Annotated in this window: 24 protein-coding genes, 2 tRNA genes and 1 other RNA gene; 15 read left to right on the top strand and 12 right to left on the bottom strand. The window is 64.1% G+C overall.

The features are described from left to right. Nucleotides 1–66: 66 nt before the first annotated feature. From lipB to AC239G_RS09315, 3 genes are all read left to right on the top strand, one after another. Nucleotides 67–705, top strand: a complete 639-nt coding sequence (gene lipB, locus AC239G_RS09325; protein WP_139467178.1) for a lipoyl(octanoyl) transferase LipB — start codon at nt 67–69, stop codon at nt 703–705. 10 nt (nt 706–715) lie between these two features. Continuing rightward, nucleotides 716–1768: a lipoyl synthase gene (gene lipA / locus AC239G_RS09320; RefSeq protein WP_092013963.1), complete on the top strand. Its 1053-nt coding sequence runs from the start codon at nt 716–718 to the stop codon at nt 1766–1768. 63 nt (nt 1769–1831) lie between these two features. Beyond that, a complete protein-coding gene (locus AC239G_RS09315; RefSeq protein ID WP_139467176.1) occupies nt 1832–2569 on the top strand; it encodes a DUF4191 domain-containing protein in 738 nt (245 codons plus the stop codon). A 169-nt stretch (nt 2570–2738) separates the two neighbouring features. Here AC239G_RS09315 and AC239G_RS09310 read toward each other — a convergent pair whose 3' ends face one another. Next, entirely contained in the window at nt 2739–3179 is a 441-nt protein-coding gene (locus AC239G_RS09310; RefSeq protein WP_487490092.1) for an RDD family protein, read from the bottom strand. 143 nt (nt 3180–3322) lie between these two features. Between AC239G_RS09310 and glnA (AC239G_RS09305) the strand changes: the two genes are divergently transcribed. Then, on the top strand, nt 3323–4747 hold the full coding sequence (gene glnA / locus AC239G_RS09305; RefSeq protein WP_487490091.1) for a type I glutamate--ammonia ligase: 1425 nt from the start codon (nt 3323–3325) through the stop codon (nt 4745–4747). Between the two features lie 150 nt (nt 4748–4897). Beyond that, entirely contained in the window at nt 4898–6364 is a 1467-nt protein-coding gene (locus AC239G_RS09300; RefSeq protein ID WP_487490090.1) for a mycothione reductase, read from the top strand. Nucleotides 6365–6441: 77 nt separating this feature from the next. Here AC239G_RS09300 and AC239G_RS09295 read toward each other — a convergent pair whose 3' ends face one another. Genes AC239G_RS09295 through AC239G_RS09285 form a run of 3 tightly spaced genes read right to left on the bottom strand, consistent with a single transcriptional unit; the run spans nt 6442 to nt 11049 of the window. Further along, entirely contained in the window at nt 6442–9483 is a 3042-nt protein-coding gene (locus tag AC239G_RS09295; protein ID WP_487490089.1) for a bifunctional [glutamine synthetase] adenylyltransferase/[glutamine synthetase]-adenylyl-L-tyrosine phosphorylase, read from the bottom strand. After that, nucleotides 9483–10841, bottom strand: a complete 1359-nt coding sequence (gene glnA / locus AC239G_RS09290) for a type I glutamate--ammonia ligase (protein WP_062242448.1) — start codon at nt 10839–10841, stop codon at nt 9483–9485. The genes AC239G_RS09295 and glnA (AC239G_RS09290) overlap by 1 nt, the downstream gene beginning before the upstream one ends. Before the next feature lie 4 nt (nt 10842–10845). Beyond that, nucleotides 10846–11049: a hypothetical protein gene (locus AC239G_RS09285; RefSeq protein ID WP_062242447.1), complete on the bottom strand. Its 204-nt coding sequence runs from the start codon at nt 11047–11049 to the stop codon at nt 10846–10848. 319 nt (nt 11050–11368) lie between these two features. Here AC239G_RS09285 and ald point away from each other — a divergent pair, with 319 nt between their 5' ends. Further along, nucleotides 11369–12487: an alanine dehydrogenase gene (gene ald / locus AC239G_RS09280; RefSeq protein ID WP_139467172.1), complete on the top strand. Its 1119-nt coding sequence runs from the start codon at nt 11369–11371 to the stop codon at nt 12485–12487. A 78-nt stretch (nt 12488–12565) separates the two neighbouring features. On the opposite strand, the gene AC239G_RS09275 is transcribed toward ald, so the two are convergent. Beyond that, nucleotides 12566–13291 carry a FadR/GntR family transcriptional regulator gene (locus tag AC239G_RS09275; protein ID WP_139467171.1) on the bottom strand — a complete coding sequence of 242 codons (726 nt, stop codon included), beginning with the start codon at nt 13289–13291 and terminating at the stop codon, nt 12566–12568. 125 nt (nt 13292–13416) lie between these two features. On the opposite strand from AC239G_RS09275, the gene map reads away from it, so the two are divergent. Further along, nucleotides 13417–14325, top strand: a complete 909-nt coding sequence (map, locus tag AC239G_RS09270) for a type I methionyl aminopeptidase (protein ID WP_139908003.1) — start codon at nt 13417–13419, stop codon at nt 14323–14325. 1 nt (nt 14326) lies between these two features. Then, nucleotides 14327–15160 carry a polyphosphate--glucose phosphotransferase gene (gene ppgK, locus AC239G_RS09265; protein WP_139467169.1) on the top strand — a complete coding sequence of 278 codons (834 nt, stop codon included), beginning with the start codon at nt 14327–14329 and terminating at the stop codon, nt 15158–15160. A gap of 28 nt (nt 15161–15188) precedes the next feature. On the opposite strand, the gene rnpB is transcribed toward ppgK, so the two are convergent. Then, nucleotides 15189–15557, bottom strand: an RNA gene (rnpB, locus tag AC239G_RS09260) — RNase P RNA component class A. A gap of 141 nt (nt 15558–15698) precedes the next feature. Between rnpB and AC239G_RS09255 the strand changes: the two genes are divergently transcribed. Continuing rightward, nucleotides 15699–16475 (top strand): YaaA family protein, encoded by a 777-nt coding sequence (locus AC239G_RS09255; protein WP_487490088.1) that lies wholly within the window; start codon nt 15699–15701, stop codon nt 16473–16475. A gap of 57 nt (nt 16476–16532) precedes the next feature. Here the strand turns inward: AC239G_RS09255 and AC239G_RS09250 are convergent, their stop codons facing one another. After that, nucleotides 16533–17261, bottom strand: a complete 729-nt coding sequence (locus tag AC239G_RS09250; protein WP_172169406.1) for a zinc ribbon domain-containing protein — start codon at nt 17259–17261, stop codon at nt 16533–16535. 14 nt (nt 17262–17275) lie between these two features. Beyond that, the gene (locus AC239G_RS09245; RefSeq protein ID WP_487490087.1) at nt 17276–18130 is read right to left on the bottom strand and encodes a Nif3-like dinuclear metal center hexameric protein; all 855 of its coding nucleotides are present in this window, start codon (nt 18128–18130) and stop codon (nt 17276–17278) included. Nucleotides 18131–18259: 129 nt separating this feature from the next. On the opposite strand from AC239G_RS09245, the gene AC239G_RS09240 reads away from it, so the two are divergent. Continuing rightward, entirely contained in the window at nt 18260–19801 is a 1542-nt protein-coding gene (locus AC239G_RS09240; RefSeq protein WP_487490086.1) for a fatty acyl-CoA synthetase, read from the top strand. Between the two features lie 14 nt (nt 19802–19815). Here the strand turns inward: AC239G_RS09240 and bioB are convergent, their stop codons facing one another. Then, on the bottom strand, nt 19816–20970 hold the full coding sequence (gene bioB, locus AC239G_RS09235) for a biotin synthase BioB (RefSeq protein WP_139467164.1): 1155 nt from the start codon (nt 20968–20970) through the stop codon (nt 19816–19818). 260 nt (nt 20971–21230) lie between these two features. Between bioB and AC239G_RS09230 the strand changes: the two genes are divergently transcribed. After that, nucleotides 21231–22697 carry a uracil-xanthine permease family protein gene (locus AC239G_RS09230; protein WP_487490085.1) on the top strand — a complete coding sequence of 489 codons (1467 nt, stop codon included), beginning with the start codon at nt 21231–21233 and terminating at the stop codon, nt 22695–22697. Nucleotides 22698–23016: 319 nt separating this feature from the next. On the opposite strand, the gene AC239G_RS09225 is transcribed toward AC239G_RS09230, so the two are convergent. Then, a tRNA-Pro gene (locus AC239G_RS09225) sits at nt 23017–23093 on the bottom strand. 82 nt (nt 23094–23175) lie between these two features. On the opposite strand from AC239G_RS09225, the gene AC239G_RS09220 reads away from it, so the two are divergent. The 3 genes from AC239G_RS09220 to AC239G_RS09210 all read left to right on the top strand — a co-directional run bounded on the left by AC239G_RS09220 (nt 23176) and on the right by AC239G_RS09210 (nt 24602). Then, nucleotides 23176–23661, top strand: coding sequence for a TetR family transcriptional regulator (locus AC239G_RS09220; protein WP_139467163.1), 486 nt, complete (start codon nt 23176–23178; stop codon nt 23659–23661). A gap of 118 nt (nt 23662–23779) precedes the next feature. Further along, nucleotides 23780–23853: transfer RNA gene (locus AC239G_RS09215), tRNA-Val, on the top strand. A 158-nt stretch (nt 23854–24011) separates the two neighbouring features. Beyond that, nucleotides 24012–24602 (top strand): DUF2249 domain-containing protein, encoded by a 591-nt coding sequence (locus AC239G_RS09210; protein ID WP_487490084.1) that lies wholly within the window; start codon nt 24012–24014, stop codon nt 24600–24602. A gap of 79 nt (nt 24603–24681) precedes the next feature. On the opposite strand, the gene AC239G_RS09205 is transcribed toward AC239G_RS09210, so the two are convergent. Then, a complete protein-coding gene (locus AC239G_RS09205; protein WP_458312003.1) occupies nt 24682–25110 on the bottom strand; it encodes a DUF1801 domain-containing protein in 429 nt (142 codons plus the stop codon). A 17-nt stretch (nt 25111–25127) separates the two neighbouring features. Continuing rightward, on the bottom strand, nt 25128–25604 hold the full coding sequence (locus AC239G_RS09200) for an Lrp/AsnC family transcriptional regulator (protein WP_101546684.1): 477 nt from the start codon (nt 25602–25604) through the stop codon (nt 25128–25130). 109 nt (nt 25605–25713) lie between these two features. Between AC239G_RS09200 and AC239G_RS09195 the strand changes: the two genes are divergently transcribed. After that, a complete protein-coding gene (locus AC239G_RS09195; RefSeq protein ID WP_139467158.1) occupies nt 25714–26895 on the top strand; it encodes a trans-sulfuration enzyme family protein in 1182 nt (393 codons plus the stop codon). Nucleotides 26896–26965 lie beyond the last annotated feature (70 nt).

Below are 26965 nucleotides of genomic sequence, written 5' to 3'. Positions count from 1 at the left end.
GTGGAGGTCGCCAGATGTGATTGGAAACAAATTGAACACTGGGGTCAAGAGTCATAGTGTGGAGCCATGCCCCTGGCCACAGAAACGCTCGGGTTCGCCCCTGTCCTCTCGGACTATCGGCAGACTTGGGAATTGCAGAAGAGATACCACGACGAAGTGCTCGCCGGCGACCGTCGATCGACGATCCTACTCCTCGAGCATTCCCCGGTCTATACGGCCGGCAAGCGCACCGAGGACTTCGAACGACCGACCGACGGCACAGATGTCATCGACGTCGACCGCGGCGGGAAGATCACCTGGCACGGTCCCGGACAGCTGGTCGCCTACTGCATCTACAAGCTCAACGACCCCAAAGAGGTCCGACTCTTCGTGTCCCAACTCGAGGACGCGATGATCCGACTGCTCTCCGAATACGAGATCGAGGCGACCACGATCGAGGGCCGGGCCGGTGTCTGGCTGCGCGGCGACGAACTCCGTCGCGACCGCAAGATCGGTGCCATCGGCATCCGCATCCACGAAGGCGTGACGATGCACGGCCTGGCCCTGAACTGCAGCAACGACCTCGGCGCCTATGAGTCCATCATCCCGTGTGGGATCACAGACGCCGACACCACGTCCATCAGTGCTGAGCTCGGTCGGACCGTCACTCCCGAAGATGTGGCGCAGCGACTCGACGAAATCCTGCACGAGACCATCACCGCTTAGGAGAACTCAGATGACGATCGCACCAGAGGGCCGCCGCATGCTCCGCGTCGAAGCCCGCAACTCCGAGACTCCCATCGAGGACAAGCCGGCCTGGATCAAAGCGAAGGCCCATATCGGCCCCGAATACACCGCACTGAAGTCGCTCGTGCGCAAGCAGGAGCTGCACACGGTCTGCGAAGAGGCAGGCTGCCCGAACATCTTCGAATGCTGGGAAGATCGCGAAGCGACCTTCCTCATCGGCGGCGAACAGTGCACCCGGCGCTGTGACTTCTGCCAGATCGACACCGGCCGACCGGCTGAATTCGACGCTGACGAACCTCGCCGCGTGGCCGCCTCGGTGGCGGAGATGGGTCTGCGCTACTCGACGATCACCGGTGTGGCACGAGACGACCTCGAAGACGGCGGCGCCTGGCTCTATGCAGAGACCGTGCGCCAGATCCACGACCTCTCGTATGTCGACGGACGCGGCACCGGCGTGGAGCTGCTCATCCCCGATTTCAATGCCAAGCCGGATCAGCTCGCCGAGGTGTTCTCCTCCCGACCTGAAGTGCTCGCGCACAATGTCGAAACGGTTCCGCGCATCTTCAAGCGCATCCGTCCCGCATTCCGCTACGAACGATCGCTGTCGGTGATCACTCAGGCCCGCGAGGCCGGCCTGGTCACGAAATCGAACCTCATCCTCGGGATGGGTGAGACGAACGACGAGATCATCTCCGCACTGCAGGACCTCCACGATGCCGGCTGCGACCTCATCACCATCACGCAGTACCTGCGTCCCTCTCCTCGGCACCATCCCGTCACCCGGTGGGTCAAGCCCGCCGACTTCGTGATGCTGCGCGATGCTGCAGAGGAGATCGGCTTCCTCGGCGTCATGTCGGGTCCGCTCGTGCGTTCGTCGTACCGTGCAGGCCGCCTGTGGGCCACCGCCATGCGCCGCCGCGGAGAGGAGATCCCCTCGCATCTGGCGCACCTGGACAAGCACACCCCCGCCAAGCAGGAGGCGCAGGCCGTTGTGGATACCTTCGGCCCCGGCGAAGAGGTAGACTTGACTGCTGAGCAATGAGCGTCGGCCTCCCCCTGATTACCGGAGGCGACGCCGCAACGCCCCTCAAGAGCAAGTGAGAGAATGAGCGAAGAACCGCGTAAGGGACTCTTCCGGCGCAAGCCAAAGGATCCGAACAAGAAGCCCGGCCGACTGGCGCAGATGCGTCAGGTCTACGAGCTGTCCGCCAAACATAACAAAGCGACCCCGTGGCTGCTGGCTGCGGCGATCCTCGGATGCACGCTCATCGGTCTGCTGATCGGTCTGCTCATCGGCGGCACCACCGCGATCTTCACGACGATCCTCGGCTTCATGGTCGGTCTGCTGTTGGGCATGTTCATGCTCGGCCGCTTCGCCGAGACCGCCGCTTTCGCTCAGATGGACGGACAGCCCGGAGCCTTCGGCGCCGTTCTCAACACGGCCCGCCGCGGATACCTGATGGATGAGAAGCCCATCGCCGTCGATCCGAAGAGCCGCGACCTCGTGTTCCGATCGACCGGTCGCGCCGGCGTCGTGCTGCTGAGCGAAGGTCCGAAGGGACGCAGCGCGAAGCTGCTGGCCAAGGAGAAGAAGCGCCACGAGCGCATCCTCCCCAATGTTCCGGTCCACACCTTCCAGGGTGGCAAGGAAGAGGGCCAGCTCGCGATGAAGCAGGTCGTCCCGGCCGTGCAGAAGCTGCCGCGCAAGCTCAACCGCGCCGAGGTCCTGGCCGTGCGCAATCGTCTGGCTGCTCTCGGGACGCAGGGCACGCGCCCGCCGATCCCGAAGGGCATCGACCCGAACAAGGCCCGCCCGAACCACAAGGCGATGCGCGGACGCTGATCCGCATCCCCTCCGCCGAAATCCCACGGCCGAGGCGAAAGAAAGCGGCGCCGACTCAACGAGAGTCGGCGCCGCTTCCCATTCCCGTCCATTCCCCTCTTACTACCTGACGGCGGCCCAGCAACCTCGCGCGAGGTTGCTGGGCCGCCGTCAGGTAGCAATTGGGAGGTCAGCGGCGGAGGATGACGGTTCCTGCCGCAAGGTCGTGGACTCCGCGGTTGTCGCGGTTGAAGATGAGCGCCGGAATGACGAGCACGACGAGGACTGAGCGGATGAGCGACTTGAGCAGTCCCGGCACGTGGCCGTCGAGGCGCCGGACTTCGATGCCGAAGAGACGATGGCCAACCGAATACCCGAGAGTTCCCACAAACACGAAATTCTCGAGGGCGAAGAACGCGGGCGCGAGGATCGGATTCGCCGGATCGATGAGATTGGCGATCGCCAGACACATCAGCCAGTCGACGAGCAGGGCGAGGATTCGCTTCCACGCCGGGGCCAGAGAATGCGAGCCGTTGACAGGCAGACCCAGCCGCTTTCCGGGCCAGTCGTCTTCTTCCCTGTCGAACCGGGGTCCTTCGAGCCAGGAACCAAGGTCGTCACGATTGATCACTCCCCCAGCCTACGAAATCCGGCCTGAGTGGATCCTCAGGAAACATGCCCGAAACATGGTCGACATCACCACTTCATTCTTCGGCGACTAAGATTGACCGTGGTCAGGACAAACGGCCACCGTACACGAACTAGGAGACCTAAGTGTTCTCGTCTGCTGAAGAACTCGTCAACTACATATCGGGCAATGACGTCAAATTCGTCGATGTCCGGTTCTGCGACCTGCCCGGTGTGGTCCAGCACTTCAATCTCCCCGCCGCCTCATACGGCACCGAGGAGATCACCGAAGGTCTGCTCTTCGACGGGTCCTCCATCACAGGCTTCCAGGGCATCCACGAATCCGATATGAAACTGCTGGCCGATGTCACCTCCGCGTACATCGACCCCTTCCGTGAGGCCAAGACGCTGGTCGTCACGCACTCGATCGTCGATCCGTTCACCGATGAGCCCTACTCCCGCGATCCCCGGCAGGTCGCGGCCAAGGCCGAGGCCTACCTCGAATCCACTGGGATCGCCGACACTGTCTTCTTCGGCGCCGAGGCCGAGTTCTACCTCTTCGACTCCATCCGCTACGAGAACACTCCCGGCGGCAGCTTCTACAAGATCGGCTCACAGGAAGCTGCGTGGAACACCGGCTCTGATGAGGTCGGCGGAAACCAGGGCTACAAGACCCCGTTCAAGGGCGGCTACTTCCCGGTCTCGCCGCAGGATCAGTACGCAGATGTCCGCGACAAGATGTCGCTGACGCTCGAGGAGATCGGCTTCGAGATGGAGCGGGCGCACCATGAGGTCGGCACCGCCGGTCAGCAGGAGATCAACTACAAGTTCAAGACGCTCCAGCACGCAGGCGATCAGCTGCTCGACTTCAAGTACGTGATCAAGAACACCGCTTTCGAGCTCGGCAAGTCCGCGACCTTCATGCCCAAGCCGCTCTTCGACGACAACGGCTCCGGCATGCACTGCCACCAGTCGCTGTGGAAGAACGGCGAGCCTCTGTTCTACGACGAGAACGGCTACGGCGGACTCTCCGACCTGGCTCGGTGGTACATCGGCGGACTCATCGAGCACGCCGGCGCGGTGCTGGCGTTCACGAACCCGACTATCAACTCCTACCGCCGCCTGGTGCCCGGCTATGAGGCTCCGGTCAACCTCGTCTACTCCGCCCGCAACCGTTCTGCCGCGATCCGCATTCCGGTGACCGGATCCTCGCCGAAGGCCAAACGGCTCGAGTTCCGCGTTCCGGACCCCTCGTCGAACCCGTATCTCGCCTTCTCGGCCCAGCTCATGGCCGGGCTCGACGGTATCCGCAACCGCATCGAACCGCCGGAGCCCATCGACAAGGACCTCTACGAGCTCCCACCCGAGGAGGCCAAGGACATCAAGCTCGTCCCCGGCACCCTCGACGAGGCGCTCAACGAGCTCGAGAAGGACCACGACTTCCTCACCGCCGGCGATGTGTTCACTCCCGACCTCATCGAGACGTGGATCCGCATCAAGCGTGAGAACGAACTCGATGTCGCTCGACTGCGTCCGACACCGACCGAGTTCGAGCTCTACTACGCACTCTGACCTCGGTCGGCGGTCGATTCCAGCTGAACTGAGATCCCGCCGCCGGGTGGAATAGAGTGAGGGCGTCACGGGTTATCACCCGTGGCGCCCTTTCGGCTCTGCGGCCGTCGACGCGGCCGGTCGGATCACGCACCATCGGAGGGATGGACTTTGACGCACTATGACCTGCTGCTCATCGGCACCGGATCGGGAAACATGTTCCTCGACAAGCGGTTCGCCGGACTGAAGACCGCCATCGCCGAGGAATGGCACTTCGGCGGTACCTGCCTCAACGTCGGGTGCATCCCGACGAAGATGTTCGTCTACCCCGCCACCCTCGCCGAGCAGGCCACCGAGGCCGACCGCTACAACCTCACCCCGACCCACCCGAAAGTGGATTGGGCCGGACTCCAGGACCGCATCTTCTCCCGCATCGACGCGATCGAATCCGGAGGACGCGAGTACCGCAGCAGCGACCGCCAGCCCAATATCACCGTTGTCGCTGAACATGTTCATTTCACCGGGCAGAAGACCGTGCGCACCGCCTCCGGTGAGGAGATCACCGCCGAACGCATCGTCATCGCCGCCGGCGCCCACCCGATCATCCCCGACATCGCCGGGCTCGACACCGCCCGCATCGACACCGATGACTATCCGGTGTTCACATCGAACACGGTGATGCGCCGCGCTGCACAGCCGAAGCGACTGGTCATCATCGGCTCCGGGATCATCGCCATGGAATTCGCCCACGTCTTCGCCGCCCTCGGCACCGAGGTGACCGTCCTCGCCCGCGGCCCCCGCCTCCTGGGCAGTATCGACGAGGAGGCCGCCGACGAGTTCACCCGCATCTTCGACTACTCCCACACCGTCCTCCACGGTGCCCAGTCCAAGCAGATCGACATCGCCGACGGTGAAGTCACATTGACCCTCGAACCCAGCGGCCGCCTCGGCGAGGCGGACCTGCCGGAGACGATCACCGCCGACGGAGTGCTCGTGGCCACGGGAAGGGTTCCCAACACCGCCGAGCTCGACGTCGAGGCCGCCGGTTTCGACGTCACCGACGGCAACCGCCTGTCCGTGGACGAGCACCAAAGAGTCCTCTCGGGCGGTCAGCCCGTTCCCGGAGTATTCGCTCTCGGAGACATCTCCTCACCCCATCAGCTCAAACACGTCGCCAACCACGAAGCGAAGATCGTCGGCCGCAATCTGGCCGCAGACGTTGCCGCAGGGTCGCCCGGCAGTGCTCGGGCGAACGACCTCGCCGCAGTCAATCACCATGCCGTTCCCGGTGCCGTCTTCTCCTCCCCACAGGTCGCCTATGTGGGCATGACCGAAGCAGAGGCCATTGATGCCGGACACGACGTCACGATCAAGGTGCAGAAGTTCTCCGATGTCGCCTACGGTTGGGCGATGGCCGATGATCCGGGAATCGTGAAGATCATCGCCGATCGCAGCACCAGGCGCATCCTCGGCGCTCATATCGTCGGTCACGAAGCCTCGATGCTCATTCAACCGCTCATCCAGGCCATGGCCTTCGGCCAGAAAGCCGACGAGGTGGCAACCGGCCAGTACTGGATCCACCCCGCCCTGCCCGAGGTGGTCGAAAACGCCCTGCTCGGACTCGAATTCGACGACTGAGCACATCAACTGGCAGCTGATTCGGCCGATGACCGGGGCGGCAGATCGCACGTAGGCGGACTGCCGCACCTGGAGAATCAGAAGTCGTAGAAGCGGTGTTCCATCACTGAACGTGCGTGCCTGGTGGTGCGCAGATAGTCGTCTTCGAGGTCATGGCCCGCCCCAGCCGGATAACCGAGCAGGCGGGCTGTGGCCTCGAGCTCGGTATGATCGGCCGGCAGCGACTCGGCGGTGCGCCCACGGAAGAGCATCACGGCCGAACGCACATCAGTGGCCAGCTGCCAGGCAGCGGCCAGCTGTTCGGCATCCTCGGTCGGCAGCAGACCCCCGTCAGCGGCCACGTCGAGGGCCGTCAGCGTCGAGGTCGTGCGCAGCCCTTCCACCTGATGCCCGTGCTGGAGCTGCAGAAGCTGAACGGTCCATTCGACATCGGAGAGGCTTCCCCGGCCGAGCTTGAGATGTCGTCGCTTATCGGCATTGCGCGGCAGTCGCTCGTCTTCCATCCGCGCCTTGAGAGTGCGCACCTGCGTCAGTGCCTTCTGCGGCATCTCCGAGGGATAGCGCAGCGGATCGATGAGCGCCAGGTAGTCGGCGATGAGGCCGTCATCGCCTGCCACCGGCCTGGCCCGCAGCAGCGCCTGCGCCTCCCACGGTTGGGACCACTTTGCGTAATAGGCCTGGTAAGACGAGAAGCTGCGCACCAAGGGGCCGTTCTTGCCCTCCGGACGCAGATCAGCATCGAGATCGACCCCTTGAGCGCCTTCGCTGGCCTTGAGGCGAGTCGACAGCTGGAGGGCCACGTTCGTCACGTGCTTGCTCAGCCTTCCGCGCGCCTCGGCGTCGAGGTCGTCTGACACGGGACGGTAGACGAACATCGCATCGGCGTCCGAGAAGTAGCCGATCTCCCGTCCGCCCCACCGGCCCATGGCGATGATTGCGAATTCGTAGTCCGGGGTCTCGGGCCCGTCGAGGTCTGCTCGGACCGCCTGCAGGGCACCTCTGACAGCCAGGTCCATGAGGTCGGAGAGATCACTGGGTATGGCGACTCGGTCCCCGACCCCGAGGACGTCGCGCAACGCGATCCGCAGAAGTTCACGGCTGTAGGTCTCACGGATCGGAGTCACCGCCTCGGCGACATGGCGCTTGAGCAGTCCATCGACCTCAGCATTGAGAATCGCCAGGTCACGGGCCTTAAGGTTCTCATGGCGGTCCAACCAGGCGACAGCGGCGGGCTGGCGCAGCAGAAGTTCCGTCGCATATCCGGACAGGGAGAGCACTTCGGCCACAGATTTGGCCGCCAGACCGGAGTCGCGGAGCATCTTGAGGAACCAGCCGGAGGAGGACAGCGATTCGCTCAGCCGGCGGAAGGCCAGCAGTGCTCGGTCGGGCTCGACTCCATCGGAGAACCAATCGAGCAGGGCCGGAAGCACCTGCTTGATGACCATGGCAGTGCGTGACATACCAGTCGTCAGCGCCTTGATATGGCCCAAAGCTCCTTGTGGGTCCACGTATCCGAACGCCTGAAGACGGTCGGCGGCAGCCTGCAGGCTCGACCCGCGCTTCTGTGCATCGACGACGGCGCCGTGGACGCCGACAGCCGCCTCGAGGATGGGCCGATAGAAGATCTGTTCGTGGAGGCGGGTGACCTGTTTGGCATAGTCGCGGCGGGCCTCTTCGAGGCGATCCCCGGTCCGAGATCCGGACCGGAAGACGGAACGGGCCAACGACCGAAGTTTGGCCTCATCATCGGGGATGAGCGCATTGCGCATCATCCTCGGGATCTGCACTCGGTGTTCGACGACACGCATGAACCGGTATGCAGTGGAGAAGACAGAGGCGTCCTGCTGCCCGATATAGCCATGTTCTCCGAGTTCACCGAGGGCGACGAGCGTATTCGGGGTGCGGATGTCCTCATCATTGCGTCCATGGACGAGCTGGAGCATCTGTGCGGAGAACTCGACATCACGCAAACCGCCGCGACCCAGTTTGATCTGACGCGGGGCTTCGACTGCCGGGATGAGGTCTACGACGCGCCGACGCATCGCACGGATCCCGTCGATGAAGCCGGGACGGCTGGCCGCCTGCCAGACCAAGGGCAGGAGTGACTGGGAGAACGCCTCCCCCACTTCGACATCGCCGGCCACCGGTCGGGCCTTGAGGAGGGCCTGGAATTCCCAGTTCTCCGCGATATCGGCGTAATAGTGCTCGAACTCCGACAGCGTACGCACGAGCGCTCCGGCTTTGCCTTCGGGGCGCAGCGCCGTATCGACTTCCCACAGTGCAGGCTCACCACCGGCATCGGAGAGGATGCCGCGCATGCGTTGGGCGAGGTCGGTGGCCAGGCTCCTGGCCCCTTCGGTCTCGGCGGAATCGAGAACGAAGACGACATCGACATCGGAGACGTAGTTGAGTTCTCGTGCTCCGGTCTTACCCAAGGCGATGACCGCCAGACGGATGTCGGCCGCCTCGTCGAGTTCGGCTCGTGCGATAGCCAGCGCCGCGTCGAGGGCAGCGGCGGCCAGGTCGGAGAGGACTGCCATGACTTGGTCGACGATTTCGTCCGGAGACTCCGCCGACAGATCATCGGCGACGAGGCGAAGCACCGCATCCCGGTAGTTCCTTCGCAGCGCCTTGACCCCGTCATCTCCGGTCACAGTCGCGCGCGGAGCCGGGTCCTCGGGGTCCGCACCGAGGACCGTGAGCATCTCTGCTCGCAGGGACACCGCCGAGGCGGCAGGCGTGGAGATCAGCAGGAACGGGTCGGGAACGAGCAGCAGCGGCAGGGAGTCGGGATGCCGGACCAGATGGTCGACCATCGCCTCCGAGGTGCCGACGACCGCGAGGAGCCGGGCCAGGAGGGGGCGGTTGAGTTCGTCCTCGGCCAGCTCGCTCTTCGATCCGGTCCGCACTGCGTCCAGCAGGGCCGCGGAACCCTCCCCCGCGGCCTCGATCACGCGCAGCAGACCCAGCGCCGCTCCATGCGGATCCGGGGTTGCCATGAGGAGATCAACGAACCGCGAATCAGTGGCCAGAGGGACGCCGAGGAGCTCATCGAGCTCATGGAGGAACCGAGAGGTGGCCTCCGGGACGCTGGTCGTGCGTGAGGTGATAGCGGCCATCACATCGAGGTGAAGTGCTTCGCGAGCTCATATGGAGTCACCTGCGCGCGGTAATCGGTCCATTCCTGCCGTTTGTTGCGCAGAAAGAAGTCGAACACCTCTTCGCCCAGGGTCTCGGCGACGAGATCCGATCCCTCCATCAGCTCCAGGGCATGGGACAGACTGCGCGGCAGCGCTTCGATCCCCATCGCCCGACGTTCGGTGGAAGAGAGCAGCCAGACGTTGTCCTCGGCCTCTTCGGGCAGTTCGTAGCCCTCTTCGATCCCCTTGAGTCCCGCTGCGAGCATAAGCGCATACGACAGGTACGGGTTGGCCGAGGAGTCCAGAGCACGGTACTCGACGCGGGCGGATGAGGACTTTCCGGAGTTGTACTGCGGGACCCGCACGAGAGCAGAACGGTTGCGGTGGCCCCAGGAGATGTACGACGGAGCTTCATGGCCGGTCCAGAGGCGTTTATAGGAGTTCACGTGCTGGTTGGTCACTGCCGAGATCTCGGCGGCGTGGGTGAGCAGTCCGGCGATGAACTGTCGGCCGGTCTTCGACAGCTGATATTCGGCCCCCGGTTCGAAGAAGGCATTGTTCTCGCCCTCGAACAGGGAGACGTGCGTGTGCATCCCATTGCCTGGGTGATCGGCCATCGGCTTGGGCATGAACGAAGCGTAGACGCCTTGGGAGATCGCGACCTCTTTGATGACCGACCGGAACGTCATGACGTTGTCGGCCATGGTCAGCGCGTCGGCGTAGCGCAGGTCGATCTCGTTCTGACCGGGCCCGGCCTCATGATGGGAGAACTCCACGGACAGCCCCATCGCCTCGAGCATGGTGACAGCTTCGCGCCGGAAATCATTGGCCGTTCCCCCGTTGACATGGTCGAAGTAGCCGGCTGTGTCGACGGGCATCGGGGCTGTGCCGTCGCTGATCCCGGAGACAGGATCGAGGTTGTCGGTCTTGAAGAGGTAGAACTCGATCTCAGGATGCACATAGAAGGTGAAGCCGCGTTCGGCGGCTTTGGCCAGAGTGCGTTTGAGGACGTTGCGCGGATCGGCCGGCGCCGGCTCTCCCCCGGGCACGTGGATATCGCAGAACATCCTCCCGGTGGGCTCGGTCTCCCCGCGCCAGGGCAGCAGAGAGAACGTCGAGGGGTCGGGCTTGAGCACCATATCGGCCTCGAACACGCGGGACAGTCCTTCGACTGCCGAGCCGTCGAATCCGATGCCTTCGGAGAAGGCGCCTTCGAGTTCGGCGGGGACGATGGCCACGGACTTCAGCTGTCCCAAAACATCAGTGAACCAGAGTCGGATGAATCGCACTTCACGATCCTCGACGGTCCTGAGAACGAATTCCTCCTGACGCGACATCTATTCAGCCGTTCCACTTCTCGTCGTCTTCGTCCCACTGCTGATTGCGTTCACGTGCCTTCTCCAGGGCGGCGCGGGCGACTTCCTCGGTCTCGTAGGGCCCCATGCGGTGGGTCCAGTCGCTGACCAGGCCCTTTTCCACGGTGTTCGTCTCGAGGTTGAAGTAGTACTTCGAGTTCGGGTCGTCGATATCTTCGTAGAGTCCCATGGCGAGCCTTCTCTCCTCTGCGGGGTTCTGCATTGACGCTTTCAGCTTACCGTTTCAAGTCGCGAACTGACGGCATGTGTCGCTTATGCGTTGGAAGCGCCCTATCAGCATCTTTGGTGCAGTCTGAGTCCGACTGGAATCATGTTTTCCGCGTTATCTGGCACCCAGACGCACTGATTTCGCATCATTGGTGACGAAAACAGATTTAAAGGTTTGCTCTCCAAACCTTCTAAGGAATAGAGTTGACACCATCGACGACCGACGGAGAAGTCGGTCGCCTCCGCCCCTGCGGCACACGATCAGGAGAGAAGGACACACCATGCGCATTTCAGTGCCCACCGAGGTCAAGAACAATGAGTTCCGAGTCGCCATCACCGCTGCCGGCGTCCATGAACTCGTCGCCCACGGCCACGAGGTCACCGTGCAGGCAGGAGCCGGCGAGGGCTCCTTCATCGCCGATGCCGAATACGAGGCTGCCGGAGCGAAGATCGCCCCCGACGCCGCCACCACATGGGCAGCCGGCGACCTCGTGCTCAAGGTCAAGGAGCCGATCGCCCAGGAGTACGGCTTCCTGCGCAAGGATCTCGTCCTGTTCACCTACCTCCACCTCGCCGCGGATGAGGCGCTCACCACTGCTCTCATGGAGGCCGGCACCACCGCGATCGCCTATGAGACCGTCCAGCCCGACGGCGGCGGACTTCCGCTGCTCGCTCCGATGAGCGAGATCGCCGGACGCCTGTCGACTCAGGTCGGCGCTCACAGCCTGCTCAAGGCCAACGGCGGCCGCGGGATCCTGCTGTCCGGAGTCCCCGGTGTCGAGCGCGCGAATGTCGTCGTCATCGGTGCCGGTGTGGCCGGAACGAATGCCGCCCGGATGGCTCTGGGCCTGGGAGCGACCGTCGAGGTCATCGACATCAACATTCCGCGTCTGCGGCAGATCGATGAGACCTTCGCAGGTGCCATCGGCACGAAGGTGTCGAATAAGTACGAGATCACGAAGTCTCTGGCCACAGCCGACCTCGTCATCGGTTCGGTGCTCATCCCGGGCAAGAAGGCGCCGAAGCTCGTCACCGACGAGATGGTCTCTGGGATGAAGCCGGGCTCGGTGCTCGTCGATATCGCCATCGACCAGGGCGGGTGCTTCGAGAATTCGCGTCCGACGACTCACGACGATCCGACGTTCACCGTCCATAACTCGGTCTACTACTGCGTGGCGAACATGCCGGGTGCGGTGCCGAACACAGCCACGGCGGCGCTGACGAATGCGACTCTGCCCTTTGCCGTGAAGATCGCCGACCAGGGGTGGCACAAGGCGCTGTCGAACGATTCGGCTCTGGCCCGTGGTCTCAACATCCACAATGGGCACGTCACGAACGACAACGTCGCAGAGGCATTCGGCTTCGAAGCAGTCTCCGTGGCCCACGCCCTAGCCAACTGAAGAACCCCTATTACTACCTGACGGCGGCCCAGCAACCTCGCGCGAGGTTGCTGGGCCGCCGTCAGGTAGTAATAGGGGTTAGGGGCGGGGGACGATGGTCGTGTACCTGAAGTGCTCCTCGCAGAGTCTTCCCGCAGCTTCTGCGTCTCCGGCAGCGATCGCCTCGACGATCGCGGCGTGGTCGTCCACGGCGTGATCGAAGAGCTCGGCCGAGAACGGGTCGTGACGGAAACCGGCGTTGATCTTCGTATCGAGGTCGATGGCCATGCGCACGAGTTCCGGGTTGTGACCGGCACGGGCGATGGCGAAGTGGAACTGCGCGTCCGCGGTGCGCGCGGCGGCCGCTTCGGCGCGTTGGGAATAGACTTCGGCCAGTTCCCGGAGCTCGCTCAGCTCGTCCTCGGTACGTCGCAGGGCCGCGGTCGCCGCCAGCGAATTCTGGAAGACGGCGCGGGCGTCAAGCAGGTTCCGCCTCTCGGCATGGAACTCGTCGATTCTACCGGCCATGGGAGCCAGCGCCTCGGGGCGGGCGGTCTTGACGAACGTCCCTCCCCCGCGGCCGCGGCGGCGTTCGACGACCCCGAGACGCTCTAAGCGCAGCAGGGCTGCGCGCACGCTCGAGCGGGACACCTGCAGATCTGCGGCCAACGTCCGTTCGCCCGGCAGCAAGGTGCCTTCCGGCAGCGCTCCGACGGCGATTCCGGAGAGGATGTGGTCGGCGATCTGCTGCGGCGCGCTCGTCAGGCTCACCACTTCGCCCAGTCCAGCGAACTCGTGGCCCGCCGATGTCGTGTCGTCGCTCAATCTGCCTCCCGCTTCCTTGGCACGGCTGCTTCCGATTCTAGACTCCACAGGTCCCGCACCGCGGCATCGACAGGCGACCGGGCAGCGGGACAAAGCCGCGTTTCCAGCATAGGATCGACACCATCATGACTGTTCACACTCGCCTGCTCACGCCCGGCACCATTTCGCCCGAACGCGGTGTGCCGAAGGACATCCCCCGCCCGGAGTACGTCGGTCGCGCCGACGCCGATGAAGGCCGGGGAAACAATTTCTACAGCCCCGAAGAAGTCGAGGTGGTGCGGGCGGCCGGTCGGATCGCGGCCAATGCCCTGGCCGCCGTCGGCGAGATGATCGTCCCCGGCATCACCACCGATGACATCGACAGGGTGGCGCACGAGTTCATGTGCGATCACGGAGCGTACCCGTCGACGTTGGGCTATCGGGGCTTCCCGAAATCCGTGTGCACCTCCGTCAACGAGGTGATCTGCCACGGCATCCCCGATTCGACCGTCATCGAGGACGGCGACATCGTCAATGTCGACATCACCGCCTACTACCAGGGCATGCACGGAGACACGAACTACACATTCACCGCCGGAGACGTCGATGAGGAGTCCCGTCTCCTCATCGAACGCACCTATGAGTCGATGATGCGTGGGATCAAAGCGGTCAAACCGGGACGTCAGATCAACGTCGTCGGACGGGTGATCGAGAAGTACGCGAAGCGCTTCGACTACGGAGTCGTGCGCGACTACAGCGGGCACGGAGTCGGCCGCGAATTCCATTCCGGGCTCATCATCCCGCACTATGACGCGGCTCCCGCCCATGCGGAGACGATGGAACCGGGAATGATTTTCACGATCGAGCCGATGCTCAACCTCGGCACGATCGACTGGGACGTCTGGGACGATTCCTGGACCGTGGTGACGAAGGACCGCAAGCGCTCCGCTCAGTTCGAGCACACACTAGTGGTGACCGAGTCCGGTGCCGATATCCTGACTCTGCCCGATGCCGACACCGCGATTGCCGCCGGACCCGCACACGAGGAGAGCTGATATGAGCGCGGAGACCTCCCCACGCTTTGCGATCGGCATCGACATCGGCGGCACCGGGATCAAAGCGGCACTCGTCGACACGGTGACGGGCAAGCTGCCGTTCAAGCGGCTGCGCGAGCTCACACCGAAGCCGAGCACCCCGGTTGCCGTGGCTGCGACGATTGCCACGCTGTTGGATGCACTGAGCGAACATGCCGTCGAACTCGAACTCGTCGCCGACCGTGCCGCGATCGACTCCCTGCCTGTCGGCTGCGGATTCCCCGGCGTGATCCGCGAAGGACTCGTCGAGTACACGGCGAACCTCGACCAGAGTTGGATCGGTTCGCCCATCTCCGACATCATCGGCGAGAGCACGGGCCGCACCGTGTACTTCCTCAACGATGCCGATGCCGCCGGACTGGCCGAGATGACCTTCGGTGCCGGGCGCAAACACCGGAAGAAGACGGTGCTGCTGACGACGCTGGGCACGGGAATCGGAACCGCCCTGTTCACTCACGGCCGGATGGTTCCCTACACAGAACTCGGCCATATCGAGATGAACGGCGCCGATGCCGAGACGCAGGCCGCGGAATCGGTCAGGACCCGGCTGGGACTGACCTATCCGGAGTGGGCGGCTCGGCTGCAACAGTATTATTCGCAGATCGAACTGCTGGTCGCTCCGGATGTCATCATCGTCGGCGGCGGAGTCTCGAAGTCCCATGACCAGTTCCTGCCGCTCATCGAGACGCGGGCGAAACTCAAGCCGGCGAAGCTGTACAACAACGCCGGAATCGTGGGAGCAGCGATGATCGCGGTCAACGGCGGTAAGGCGAAGGTGCGTCGCAGTCCGTCCTGAAAGACGCGCCGCAGCTGAGGATGTGGGAGAGGACAGGCCACCGATAAGCCGGGTTCTGTCGACGAGTCGGTTGCCCTTCTCGCCTGACGGTCATCTATCTGGGACCGATGTTGCCACCGGCCTCAAGCAATCCACCCGACGACTCGGCGAGCAGCCTCGAACGTCGTCTGTCTGATCTTGCTCCGGATGGGGTTTACCCAGCAGCGACGGTCACCCGCCGCCCTGGTGGTCTCTTACACCACCGTTTCACCCTTACCCAGTCGGAACTGGGCGGTCTGCTTTCTGTTGCACTGGCCCGCGGGTCGCCCCGGGTGGGTGTTACCCACCATCCCTGCTCTGTGGAGCCCGGACGTTCCTCAGCCCTCGTGAAGAGAGCCGCGACCGTCTGGTGACCTGTCCTCAAGCAACCCAGTGTAGTCGCTCAGCAATGCCCCCACGCACACAGCACCCGCACGCGGCGGAGACCGGACATCGAACGTGATCAACCTCATCCGCACCCGGTCCCAGCCGCGTCACTGCGTGATCATACGATGGGGTGGTGAAGATCCTGCTGCCGCCCTCCGAGGGCAAGACTCCGTCGCCGACCGGTCCCACGCTCGATCTCGACGGTCTCTCGGCTCCGGAACTCACCACCAAGCGCAAGCGTGTGCTCGCTGCGTTGAAGAAGGTCTCGAAGCGCCGAGATGCCCTCGAGAAGCTCGGCGTCGGCGCGTCACTCTCAGCGGACGTCGAACGGAACACCGTCCTCGATGAGATCCCCAGTGCCCCCGCACTGCTCACCTATTCCGGTGTACTCTATGAGGCGATGGGCGCGAGCGAGCTGGTGGCGCAGTCGAACGATGACGATAAGCTGAGAGACCGCCTCCTCGACGTTCACGTATTCTCGGCCCTGTTCGGCCGGGTGCACGGACTCGATGAGATCCCCGCCTACCGACTGGCGATGAAGACCGATCTGGGGACCTTGGGAAAGCTGACATCCTATTGGAAGCCGATTCTGGCGAAGTCCTGCTCTCTCGGCCCCGCCGAGGTGGCCCTCGACTGCCGCTCGAGCGATTACCGGTCCGTGTGGCCGGGTCCCACCGATCAGGTCGTCACCATGGGTGCCGTGTCCGTCAGCGGCGGGAAACGTCGCGTCGTCTCCCACTGGGCGAAGTTCTACCGAGGTGAGTTCGCCGGTCGGCTGCTGTCCGATGATCGGGCCCTGCCGGAGACCGCTGAAGACCTTGTGTCCCGGGCCGAGGAGTTCTATGAGGTCGAGTTCACAGGCTCGACGAACTCGAAGCCGGCCAACCTCATCATCGTCCTCCGCGACTGAGACGCGCGTCGACAACGACCCAGTCCTGCAGATTCGACGAGGTCAGTCGAGACGGAATCAACTGCGACGCAGCAGCACCGCCTCGCATTCTTCGCATTCATAGGTTTCGTTGACATCGGCGCCGAGCATTCCGTGCCAGACTGCTCCGCCGATCTCCTGTCCGCACGCCTGACAGTTCGGTCCGTTGAGCAGGGCGGCCCCGGGACCGCCCTGGCGGACATTGGCATCGAACGTCGTGAGCAGCTGCTCCGGCAGCTCGCTCCTCGCGCCCAACGCCGCGGACTCGTTCTCGGCGATGAGCTCCCGCAGTTCGGCCTTCCTGTCCTTCACCGCGGTCTGCACCTCTTTACCGGAGGCCGTGACCTCGGCGATTCGGTCATCGACTGCCGCGAGTTCGTCTTCAGCGGCTTCGAGCTTCTCCATCTCCTCCAGCTGCGATTCTTCGAGTTCGGCGACCCGAGCTTCGTGACCGGCGATCTCCTCTTGCAGATTCACCATGTCTCTGCTGGTCAGACCGGTGCCGTCGTTGAGCTCGGCGGTCTTCTTCTCGATCTTCGATCGCTGTGCTTCGATGAGTCCGGTGGCTTCGGCGATGGCGTCCTGATGGCCGTCGACGACAGCGGCGGCTTCGGTCCGCTTCTCTCCGAGCTCCTTGTGGCGGGAGATGAGCTCCTGCAGCTCCTCTGCCCTCTTCGGGTTGTCATGCTCGAACTGCAGGGCGCGCCCGTGGGCAGTGAGTTCGATGAGGGTCTGCAGCGCGGTTCTCTGGCTGTCGGTGATGAGCATCGTCGGTCTCCTTGTCAGTACCGTTCGACCCAGGGGTCGGTGTTGACTGCCGAATGCTGCAGCGAGACAGTGAACCCGCGCCGCGCGAATTCGGTCTCGAGAGCCTCGGCCGCCGCACTCAGCCAGACTGTCTCGGACGCCCAGTGGGAGACGTCGATGAGCGAGAGTCCGCTCTCTCGACGATTCGCCGCATCAAGCGCCTCGGTGGCCGGGTGATGGCGGAGGTCAGCCGTCACGTAGACGTCGGCGCCGCTGGCCCTGACCTCGTCGAACAGCGAGTCGCCGGCGCCGCCGCAGACCGCGACACGGGTCGCTGTCGCAGCGGGGTCGCCGGCGATGCGCACACCGGTCGTGGTGCGCGGCAGCTGCGCAGCCAGTCGCCTGGCAAGGTCCCGGACCGGTGTGGGCCAGTCGAGGTCGCCGACGCGGCCGATTCCGGTCGGCAGCGAGCCGCGGGCCGAATCATCAGCCTCGGCATGCGGGGACAGTGGCTGCGCGCCCTCGATGCCCAGGAGTGAGATGAGCACATCGGAGACTCCGCCGCGGGCCGAATCAGCGTTCGTGTGCGCATTGAACAGCGCAGTATCGCTGCTGATGAGAGTGTGGACGGCCCCGCCCTTCAAAGTTGCGGCGTTCACCGACTTCACGGGTTTGAGCATGAGCGGATGATGGTTGAACACCAGGTCTGCGCCGAGAACGACGGCCTCGGCGATCACGGCGTCCATCGGATCGAGAGCCAAGAGGATCGACTGGACCTCGGCGTCGGGGTCGCCGACGGCCAGGCCCACGGAATCCCAGGGCTCGGCCAAGGCCGGTGGCCACAGTGAGTCGAACACCTCTACGCAGTCACTCACCTTCGGATGTCTCATGTCCCCCACACTATTACATCGGGACCGGGGCACATCGTCGGCACCGTGGGATCGAAGACCAGCCGGCCGATGAAGCAGAGATGGGCGGACGATTTTCAGAGAGAGTGATGTGGCTCATATATTTGGGTCATGACATCTACACACATCTCCCCCGAATCACCCGTCATCAGAAACTCGTCCACGGTCTCGGATCTCATCCGCCGCAGCGCCGGCCGATTCCCCACCGACACGGCCCTCGAATTCGGGGACCGAACCTGGACCTATGCAGAACTTGACTCTGCCGTGACCGCGGTGGCCCGCGAACTCGTCCGTCTCGGTGTGACGAAAGGCGACCGTGTCGCCGCCTATGGGAAGAACTCCGACCTCTTCGTCCTCCTCTATCTCGGCTGCGCACGTGCCGGGTTCATCCACGTGCCGGTCAACTATCAGCTGAAGAACGACGAACTCGACTACATCCTCAGCAACTCCGGTGCCGAGATCGTCTTCTCCGACTCCGACCTCATGTCCGCAGTCGCCTCAACCCCGACCGGAGCCGAGGCGCAGGTGATCGACTTCGCCGATCTCGTTCCGGTCGCCAACGCGGAGGAAATCGCCCCAGCCGTCAGCACAGAGTTCTCCGTCGACGACACGGACGTGGCTCAGCTGCTCTACACCTCCGGCACCACCTCGGCGCCGAAAGGTGCGGTGATGACCCATCGCGCCCTTCTGCACGAGTACCTGTCGTCCCTCATGTCCCTCGACTTCGCTGCGACAGATCGCGCCGTCCACGCCCTGCCGCTCTATCACTCAGCGCAGATGCACGTCTTCCTGCTGCCGCTTCTGTCGATCGGCGCGCACAACATCATCGTCCCAGCACCTGTGCCCGAGCAGCTGCTCGGCATCTTCGAGGAACGGGAGATCAATTCGTTCTTCGCCGCCCCCACCGTCTGGGTGGCGCTGGCCAACAGCCCTGACCTGGAAACCCGCAACCTCGACAGCCTCCACAAGGCCTACTACGGTGCTTCGATCATGCCCGGACCGATCCTCGAGCGCCTGCGCCAGCGGCTTCCGCAGCTGGACTTCTACAACTGCTTCGGCCAGTCGGAGCTCGGCCCGTTGTGCACTGTGCTGCGTCCCGAGGAGCACGACGATCACCCCGGTTCGGCGGGTCGCCCGGTGATGTTCGTCGAGACCCGCGTCGTCAACGCCGGCGGTGACGACGTCGGCCCCGGCGAGGAGGGCGAGATCCTCTACCGGTCGCCGCAGCTGTGCGAAGGCTACTGGAACCGGCCGGAGGCCACCGCCGAGGCGTTCGACAACGGCTGGTTCCATTCCGGGGACCTGGTCAAGGTCGACGAGGAGGGTTTCGTCGAGGTCGTCGACCGGGTCAAGGACGTCATCAACACGGGTGGCGTGCTGGTCGCCAGCCGCCAGGTCGAGGATGCCGTCTTCGAGCTGCCGCAGGTCGCCGAGGTGGCTGTGGTCGGGATCGCCGATGAGAAGTGGATCGAGGCGGTGGCCGCCTTCGTCGTCCTCAAGGACGGCCAGCCGCCGTTGTCGGCCGACGATGTCATCGGTCACGTCAAGTCCCGTTTGGCCGGATTCAAGGTGCCCAAGCGGGTGGAGTTCGTTGCCGAACTGCCGAAGAACTCGGCCGGGAAGATCCTCAAGCGGAGCCTGCGCCAAGCCTGAGGGCTTGCGGCCGCTCAGGCGTTGGCGACTTCAGCGGTGCCTGCACCGCGCCTGCGGATGACGGGATCGGTGTGGGTGGCCGCCTCGGCGGTGGTCTTCGAATCGGAACAGCAGCCGGCTTCCGCACCGCAGCACCCAACGGATTCTTCCGTCCGGGCCTCCTCGTCCTCCTGGCCGAGGATAGTGAATCCGTTGTCTCGGATCATGGCGAGGTCGTCGGCTGCGGCTTGGCCCTCGGCGGTGAGGTAGTCGCCGAGGAAGATCGAGTTGGCCAGCTGCAGCGCCATCGGCTGGAGGGATTTGAGGTGGATCTCGCGACCGCCGGCCAGCCGGATCTCCCGGTCAGGGCAGACGAAGCGGGCTGTCGCGACGATCTTCATGCACTGCATGGGTGTGAGGTTCCACTGTCCTTCGAGCGGTGTTCCGTCGAACGGGACGAGGAAGTTGATCGGGATCGACTCGGAGCCGAGGGCCTTGAGCGCGAACAGCGCTTCGACGATCTGTTCGTCGCTTTCGCCGAGCCCGACGATGAGGCCGCTGCAGGGTGAGAGTCCCGCCGCTTTGGCGTGTTCGACGGTATTCGTCCGGTCCTCGTAGGTGTGGGTCTTGACGATATTGTCGTGGAAGGATTCCGCGGTGTTGATGTTGTGGTTGTAGGCATCGGCGCCGGCTTCCTTGAGAGCCTCGGCCTGACCTTCCTTGAGGATGCCCAGACACGCACACACCTCGACTTCGGGATTCTCGTCTTTGAGGCGTTCGACGATCTCACCGACGCGGCCCACGTCGCGACGGCTCGGCCCACGACCGCTGGCGACGAGGCAGACGCGGGACGCCCCTCCGCCGATGCCCATGCTCGCCTGTTCCATGGCCTCGTCAGTGCTCAGCCACGAGTATTTGAGGATCTCGGCCTTCGACCCCAGTGACTGTGAGCAGTAGGTGCAGCTTTCCGGGCACATTCCCGATTTGAGGTTGACGAGATAGTTCAGCTTGATCGTCATGCCGAAGTGCTCTCGGCGGAGTCGCGATCCGGCATGGACGAGACCGAACAGCTCCTCATCCGGCGTAGCCAGGAGCGTGAGCGCGTCGGCTTCGGTGGCCGCTCCCCCGTTGAGGATGGACTCGGCGAGTTGGCCGGGGTTCACGTTCTGGTCAGGGTTCACAGTCGTCATCGATTGGTCCTTTGTCTCCGTGCGATTGAACAAGGTCAGAATCGGTCGAGTTCAGATCTCCTGAACACTGTTCAATAGGCTATCAGAATGCTGATCCCGCCTTCCGGAGCAGGGTCCTCAGACACACCGGCCATACCGCTTCGTAAGCCGTCGAGTCGGCGTGCCGGTGAGCTGGAGCATAGAATTCTTTCGCCGGCCCGGAGCACTGCCCGACCGCCGGCCAACGACCCAGTACAGGGAAGAACGGAACGAGGAACACAATGGCGGAGTCGGCACCCACGGACACCCACAAAGGAACAGGCAATCGCCGCGGCTGGCGTCTGCACGGAAACGGGCGGACGATCGCTCCCGGTGAGAGGGTTCTGCCGGAAGAGCGTCTGAGCTGGCCGCGGACCATCAGCATCGGCGCACAGCACGTCGTGGCGATGTTCGGCGCGACGTTCCTCGTGCCCCTTCTCACCGGGTTCCCACCGTCGACGACGCTGTTCTTCACCGCAATCGGCACGTTGCTGTTCCTGCTCATCACGAAGGGGATGATGCCCTCCTACCTCGGTTCGTCGTTCGGGCTGCTCGCCCCGATCGGGGCGGTCACGGGGTTCTCGGCCACGGCCGGAGAGGACCTCGAACCTCATGCCATGGCTTTGGCTCAAGGTGGAATCATCTCGGTGGGAGTCACCTTGGCGCTCGTCGGGCTCGTGGTCCATTTCGTCGGCGTCCGATGGATCGAAGTGACCATGCCCCCAGTGGTGACCGGGGCCATTGTGGCCCTCATCGGCCTCAACCTGGCCCCGGCCGCCTGGGATTGGGTCAAGGCCGCTCCCCTGACCGCCGTGATCACGATCGTCGCGATCCTGCTGACCACGGTGCTCTTCCGCGGGATGCTCGGCCGACTCTCGATCCTCATCGGCGTCCTGGTCGGCTATGGTGCGGCATGGCTGCAGGGTGAGCTCGACTTCTCCACCGTCTCGAAAGCCGACTGGGTGGGACTGCCCGCGTTCCATGCACCGGCGTTCGATCTCGGCTACCTCGGCCTGTTCCTGCCCGTCGTCCTCGTCCTCATCGCCGAGAACATCGGCCATGTGAAATCGGTCGCCGCAATGACCGGCCGCGACCTCGATCACCTGACGGGCCGGACGCTCTTCGCCGACGGGTTCTCCACCATCCTCGCCGGATCCGGCGGCGGTTCCGGAACGACGACCTATGCCGAGAACATCGGCGTCATGGCAGCCACGCGCATCTTCTCCACTGCCGCCTACCTGTGCGCGGCGGTCATCGCCCTCGTCCTCAGCATGCTGCCGAAGTTCGGCGAGATCATCGCGACGATCCCTCCCGGAGTCCTCGGCGGAGCGGCGACCGTGCTCTACGGAATGATCGGCATGCTCGGCGTGCGCATCTGGGTGGAGAACAAGGTCGACTTCTCCAACCCGATCAATCTCAACACTGCCGCGGTCTCGCTCATCGTCGCCATCGCGAACTTCACCTGGACCCCGGGCGGACTGCAGTTCGAAGGCATCGCCCTGGGCACCGCCTCGGCGATCATCATCTATCAGGTGATGAAGGCGATCGCCCGGTGGCGGGGCACCGACTCTGACCTCGTGACAGAGAACTTCGCCGAGGCGGCCGACCGAACCGATGCGCCGCAGGCTCCACGACGGGGCCGGGCGACCCACCCGTTCGCTTCCGACGCGACGGACGGCTCCTCCCAAGAGCCGGGCTCACCCGTCTGAGCACGAGTTGAGGCGATGGGGCGCACTGCTGTTTCGAGCAGTGCGCCCCATCGCCTTTGTGCATTTCAGCATCGAGTTCTGGACCAGTCATCGGGGTCAAACTCGATCATCTGGTCAGAACTCGATCATCTGGTCAGAACTCGATTGGGCCTGCACCACGGCGAGAACGCACCGCACCACTTTCGGTGCGGCCGTGCGCTGCTTCTCGTCCTAGGAGTCTGCTCGCGTCTTGATGGTTTGGACGCAGAGTGGTCTCGCAACGGTCCGGGAATGCAGAAGTGCCGCAGCCTCGCCTGAGCGATGCTGCGGCACTTTCCATTGGTCGGGATAGCGGGATTCGAACCCACGACCTCCTCGTCCCGAACGAGGCGCGCTACCAAGCTGCGCTATATCCCGTGACCAGGAACTACTATAGCGAGGGGAACGCGATCTGAAAAATCGGGAAGGACCTCTGCTCGAGAATGAAAGGTATGTCTCATTGGCACTGACAGCCGAAAGCATCACCACCACTGCATTGAGCATTCTTTCGCAGTACGGTCTGGGCGATCTGTCCATGCGCCGGCTCGCCCGCGAACTCGACGTTCAGCCGTCTGCACTGTACTGGCACGTCAAGGACAAGCAGTCACTGCTCATCCTCATCTCACGTTCGCTCAAGGCCGAAGTCGATGCCCTCTGTCCCGCCACTGCCGACCCGCTCGCCGCGGCGATGTCTCTGCGCGAGGTGCTGCTGAAATACCGTGATGGAGCAGAGATCGTGCTGCTGGGGTATTCGATCGCTCCGACAGACGTTGCGCCTCGGGCCCTGAGTGCTGATCGCCTGGGCGCCGAACTCTCGCACGGAATCCTCACCCTCACACTCGGTGCCGTGGCCGTTGAGCAGAATCGCAGGATCTTCGACGTCGACACCGCAGAGGCAGCTGAGAATTTCGCCGCCAATGCGGCACGCCTGCTCCGATCCTCCTGATGGCAGTCCGGACCGACGCACTGACCGGTCCCGCGACCGCCTGCGTTCCCGTTTCGCCGGTCCCCATCGGATGTGGCATACTGATCAAGCGCTGTCGGAGACATCGACGACGCAGGTGGGGCCTATAGCTCAGTTGGCTAGAGCATCTCGTTTACACCGAGAGGGTCGGGGGTTCGAGTCCCTCTGGGCCCACCGTCAAGGCATCCCGTATCACGGGGTGCCTTTTCCGTTCTCCTGTAGGACCGACCCGAGCGGTCTTTGCCCGGCGCCGCTGGCCGGCCCAGGCCGGCAGTCATCACTCCGGTGATAGTTTCGAGGAGGAACTATCGAAGCGATTGAGAGGGGCAGCCGTGGCAGACGAACCCGTCATCGACGTCCGGACCTTACCGAAGTCGGAACGGCATCCGCTCGTCATCAGAGCGTATGAAGATCTTGACGTCGGCTCCAGCCTGATCCTCATCAATGACCACTCGCCTGAAGGGCTGCGCGTCGAAATGGACCGCGAGTTCGCCGAGGCGGTCGGGTGGGAGCCGCTGGACAGCACAGAGAGTGAGGCCAGGGTGCGCATCATCCGTCGTGCCGCCACCCCTGTACCCCGCGTCGTTCTCGATGTTGCCGAGCTGACCGCGACCGTCGAGGATTCCGGGTCCGTCTGGCAGCTGCCGACGCAGCACCGTGACCTCGATGCGAATGTCATCGCGCTCGCCCCCGGCGGCGAGATCCGCGAACACACCGGCCCATCCCTCGACGTGCTCATCCACGTCCTCGCCGGTGCCGGCACCCTTGAGACCGCAACCGGAACGATCGAACTGTCCCCCGGTCAGATCGTGTGGCTGCCCCGTCGCTCCCGCCGGCGATTCCTAGCCGACGCCGAGGCGGGACTGCAGTACTTCTCAGTCCATCAGCGCAAACCGGGGCTGAGCATCACGGCTCGCAGATGAACACCGCGACGTTCTCGGCCACCGAGGTCATTCTGCGATCTCTCGGACAGGATCTGTCATCGACCGTCAGCGTGTGCAATCAGTTGCCCGGCTCGGGATCGTCGGGACGGGCAGCGGCGATCGCGATGAGTCGGCGCAGCACCGCCTCGTCGATGTTCTCCAGACGGCGCACATAGACGCACCCGGCCCCCTCGGTGTACTTTCCGAGCTGCGGGAGCAGCCTCGCTCCTTCGGGAAGGTCCTTGAGTCCGTACAGAGAGAGCTGGCTCCTGCGCGGGGAGAATCCCGTGGCCGGCCACTCACCGTGGTTGCGCGGGTTCACGGGCGACCGATAGTGGTACCGGCCGTAGCCGACGATCGAGGGTCCCCACATCACGGGTTCCTCACCGGTGACGTCTCGGAAGATCGCGTCAAGAGCGATTCCATCCTCGCGACGCTTCTCGGGAGTCACCGAATCGAGGTAAGCGGCGACATCGGCATCGGTCGGCTGGGTCTTGTTCTCTGCCATGAAGCCAGTATGGCAGTTCAGGCCTCCGAAGGGATCCAGGCAGAACCGTCTTCGACCCGATAGATGAGGTTGGTGCGCGTATGTGCGACAGCGGGATATCGGGTGAGGTAGTCGAGGACGAAGGACTGTACCGCAGCGGTGTCAGTGGCGACGATATGCAGCAGGTAGTCATCGGCTCCGGCCATGTGGTACATCCGCACCACCCCCGGGAACTTCGGCGCAGCCGCCGTGAACGCGTCGATCTCGGCCCGATCGTGTTTGGCCAGCCGAATCGATACGAGAGCCTGCAGACCGACCCCGAGCGCAGTCGGATCGACGTCGATATGGAAGCCGCGGATGACGCCGAGCGACTTCAGTCTCTTGAGGCGCAGGGAGACCGTCGATTCGGAGATCCCGACGGCCGCAGCCAAGACCGCACCTGAGGCCCGGGCATCGGCGTTGAGCTCCTGCAGAAGGCGAAGATCGGTGTCATCGAGTGAGACGTTCTGCGACATGAGTCACAGTCTCCCATATCTGATCGCAGACTATCCCGGAAACGGCCGAATACTTGGAGGAGATTGCACGTTCATTGCACAGACTGGGAGAAGTGGATTGAATGCGCTTATGACTTCTATGCACCCTGAGACCCGTATGGTTCACGGCGGAATGGACGGTCTCGCGGCCGCAGGCGTCCATGTCCCCGCCATCGACCTCTCCACCACCAACCCGGTCAACGACGTCCGCACGGGAGGAGATTCCTATGAGAGCCTCGCCAGCGGACATCCTCTGAAGGAAGGGGACTCCCCCGTCTACCAACGTCTGTGGCAGCCCGGTGTGGCGCGATTCGAATCCGCGCTCGCCGAATTGGAGAACGCCGAATCTGCCGTCGCCTTCGCCACGGGAATGGCTGCCATGACCGCCGCACTGCTGGCCGCAGTCGAGGCCGGGACGCCCCATATCGTCGCCGTCCGTCCCCTCTACGGCGGCAGTGACCACCTGCTCGAGTCAGGCCTTCTCGGCACGTCGGTCACCTGGGCGGAGGAGGACCAGATCGCCGAGGCGATTCGCGAGGACACCGGGCTCGTCATCGTCGAGACACCGGCGAACCCCAGCCTCGACCTCGTCGACATCGGCTCGGTCGTCGCCGCAGCGGGAGTTGTGCCGGTGCTGGTCGACAACACCTTCTGCACCCCAGTGCTCCAACGGCCGATCGATCACGGGGCCGCCCTCGTCCTCCACAGCGCCACGAAATACCTCGGCGGTCACGGCGACGCGATGGGCGGAATCATCGCGACGAACACCGAATGGACCATGCGCCTGCGCCGGGTCCGCGCCATCACAGGGGCCCTCCTGCACCCGATGGGCGCCTATCTCCTCCATCGCGGGCTGCGGACGCTGGCCGTGCGGATGCGCGCAGCTCAGGACACCGCAGGTGAGCTCGCTCGTCGTCTCCAGACACGCTCCGAGGTCGCCCGGGTCCACTATCCCGGTCTCGCCGGGTCCGATCCGCGAGGTTTGGTCGGTTCGCAGATGCGCGGCGGAGGGGCGATGATCGCCATCGAACTCGCCGGTGGATTCGAAGCGGCCCGCACCTTCGTCGAACACTGCGACCTCATCGTGCACGCGGTCTCGCTCGGCGGCGCCGATACCCTCGTCCAGCATCCGGCCTCACTCACACACCGGCCCGTAGCCGCGACGGCGAAGCCCGGCGACGGCCTCGTCCGCCTGTCGGTCGGGCTCGAACATGTCGACGACCTTGCACGCGACCTATTCACGGCGCTGGACGCCATCCGCGAAGCGGCCTGAGTGAGCTCACTCCTCGAACGTCTCAAACGGCTCTTGACCTTGACGCTGCGTCAACTTCTAAGCTGTCAGG

The organism is Brevibacterium sp. Lmc1 (assembly GCF_057654315.1).
This window is presented reverse-complemented; position numbering and strand designations above follow the sequence as displayed.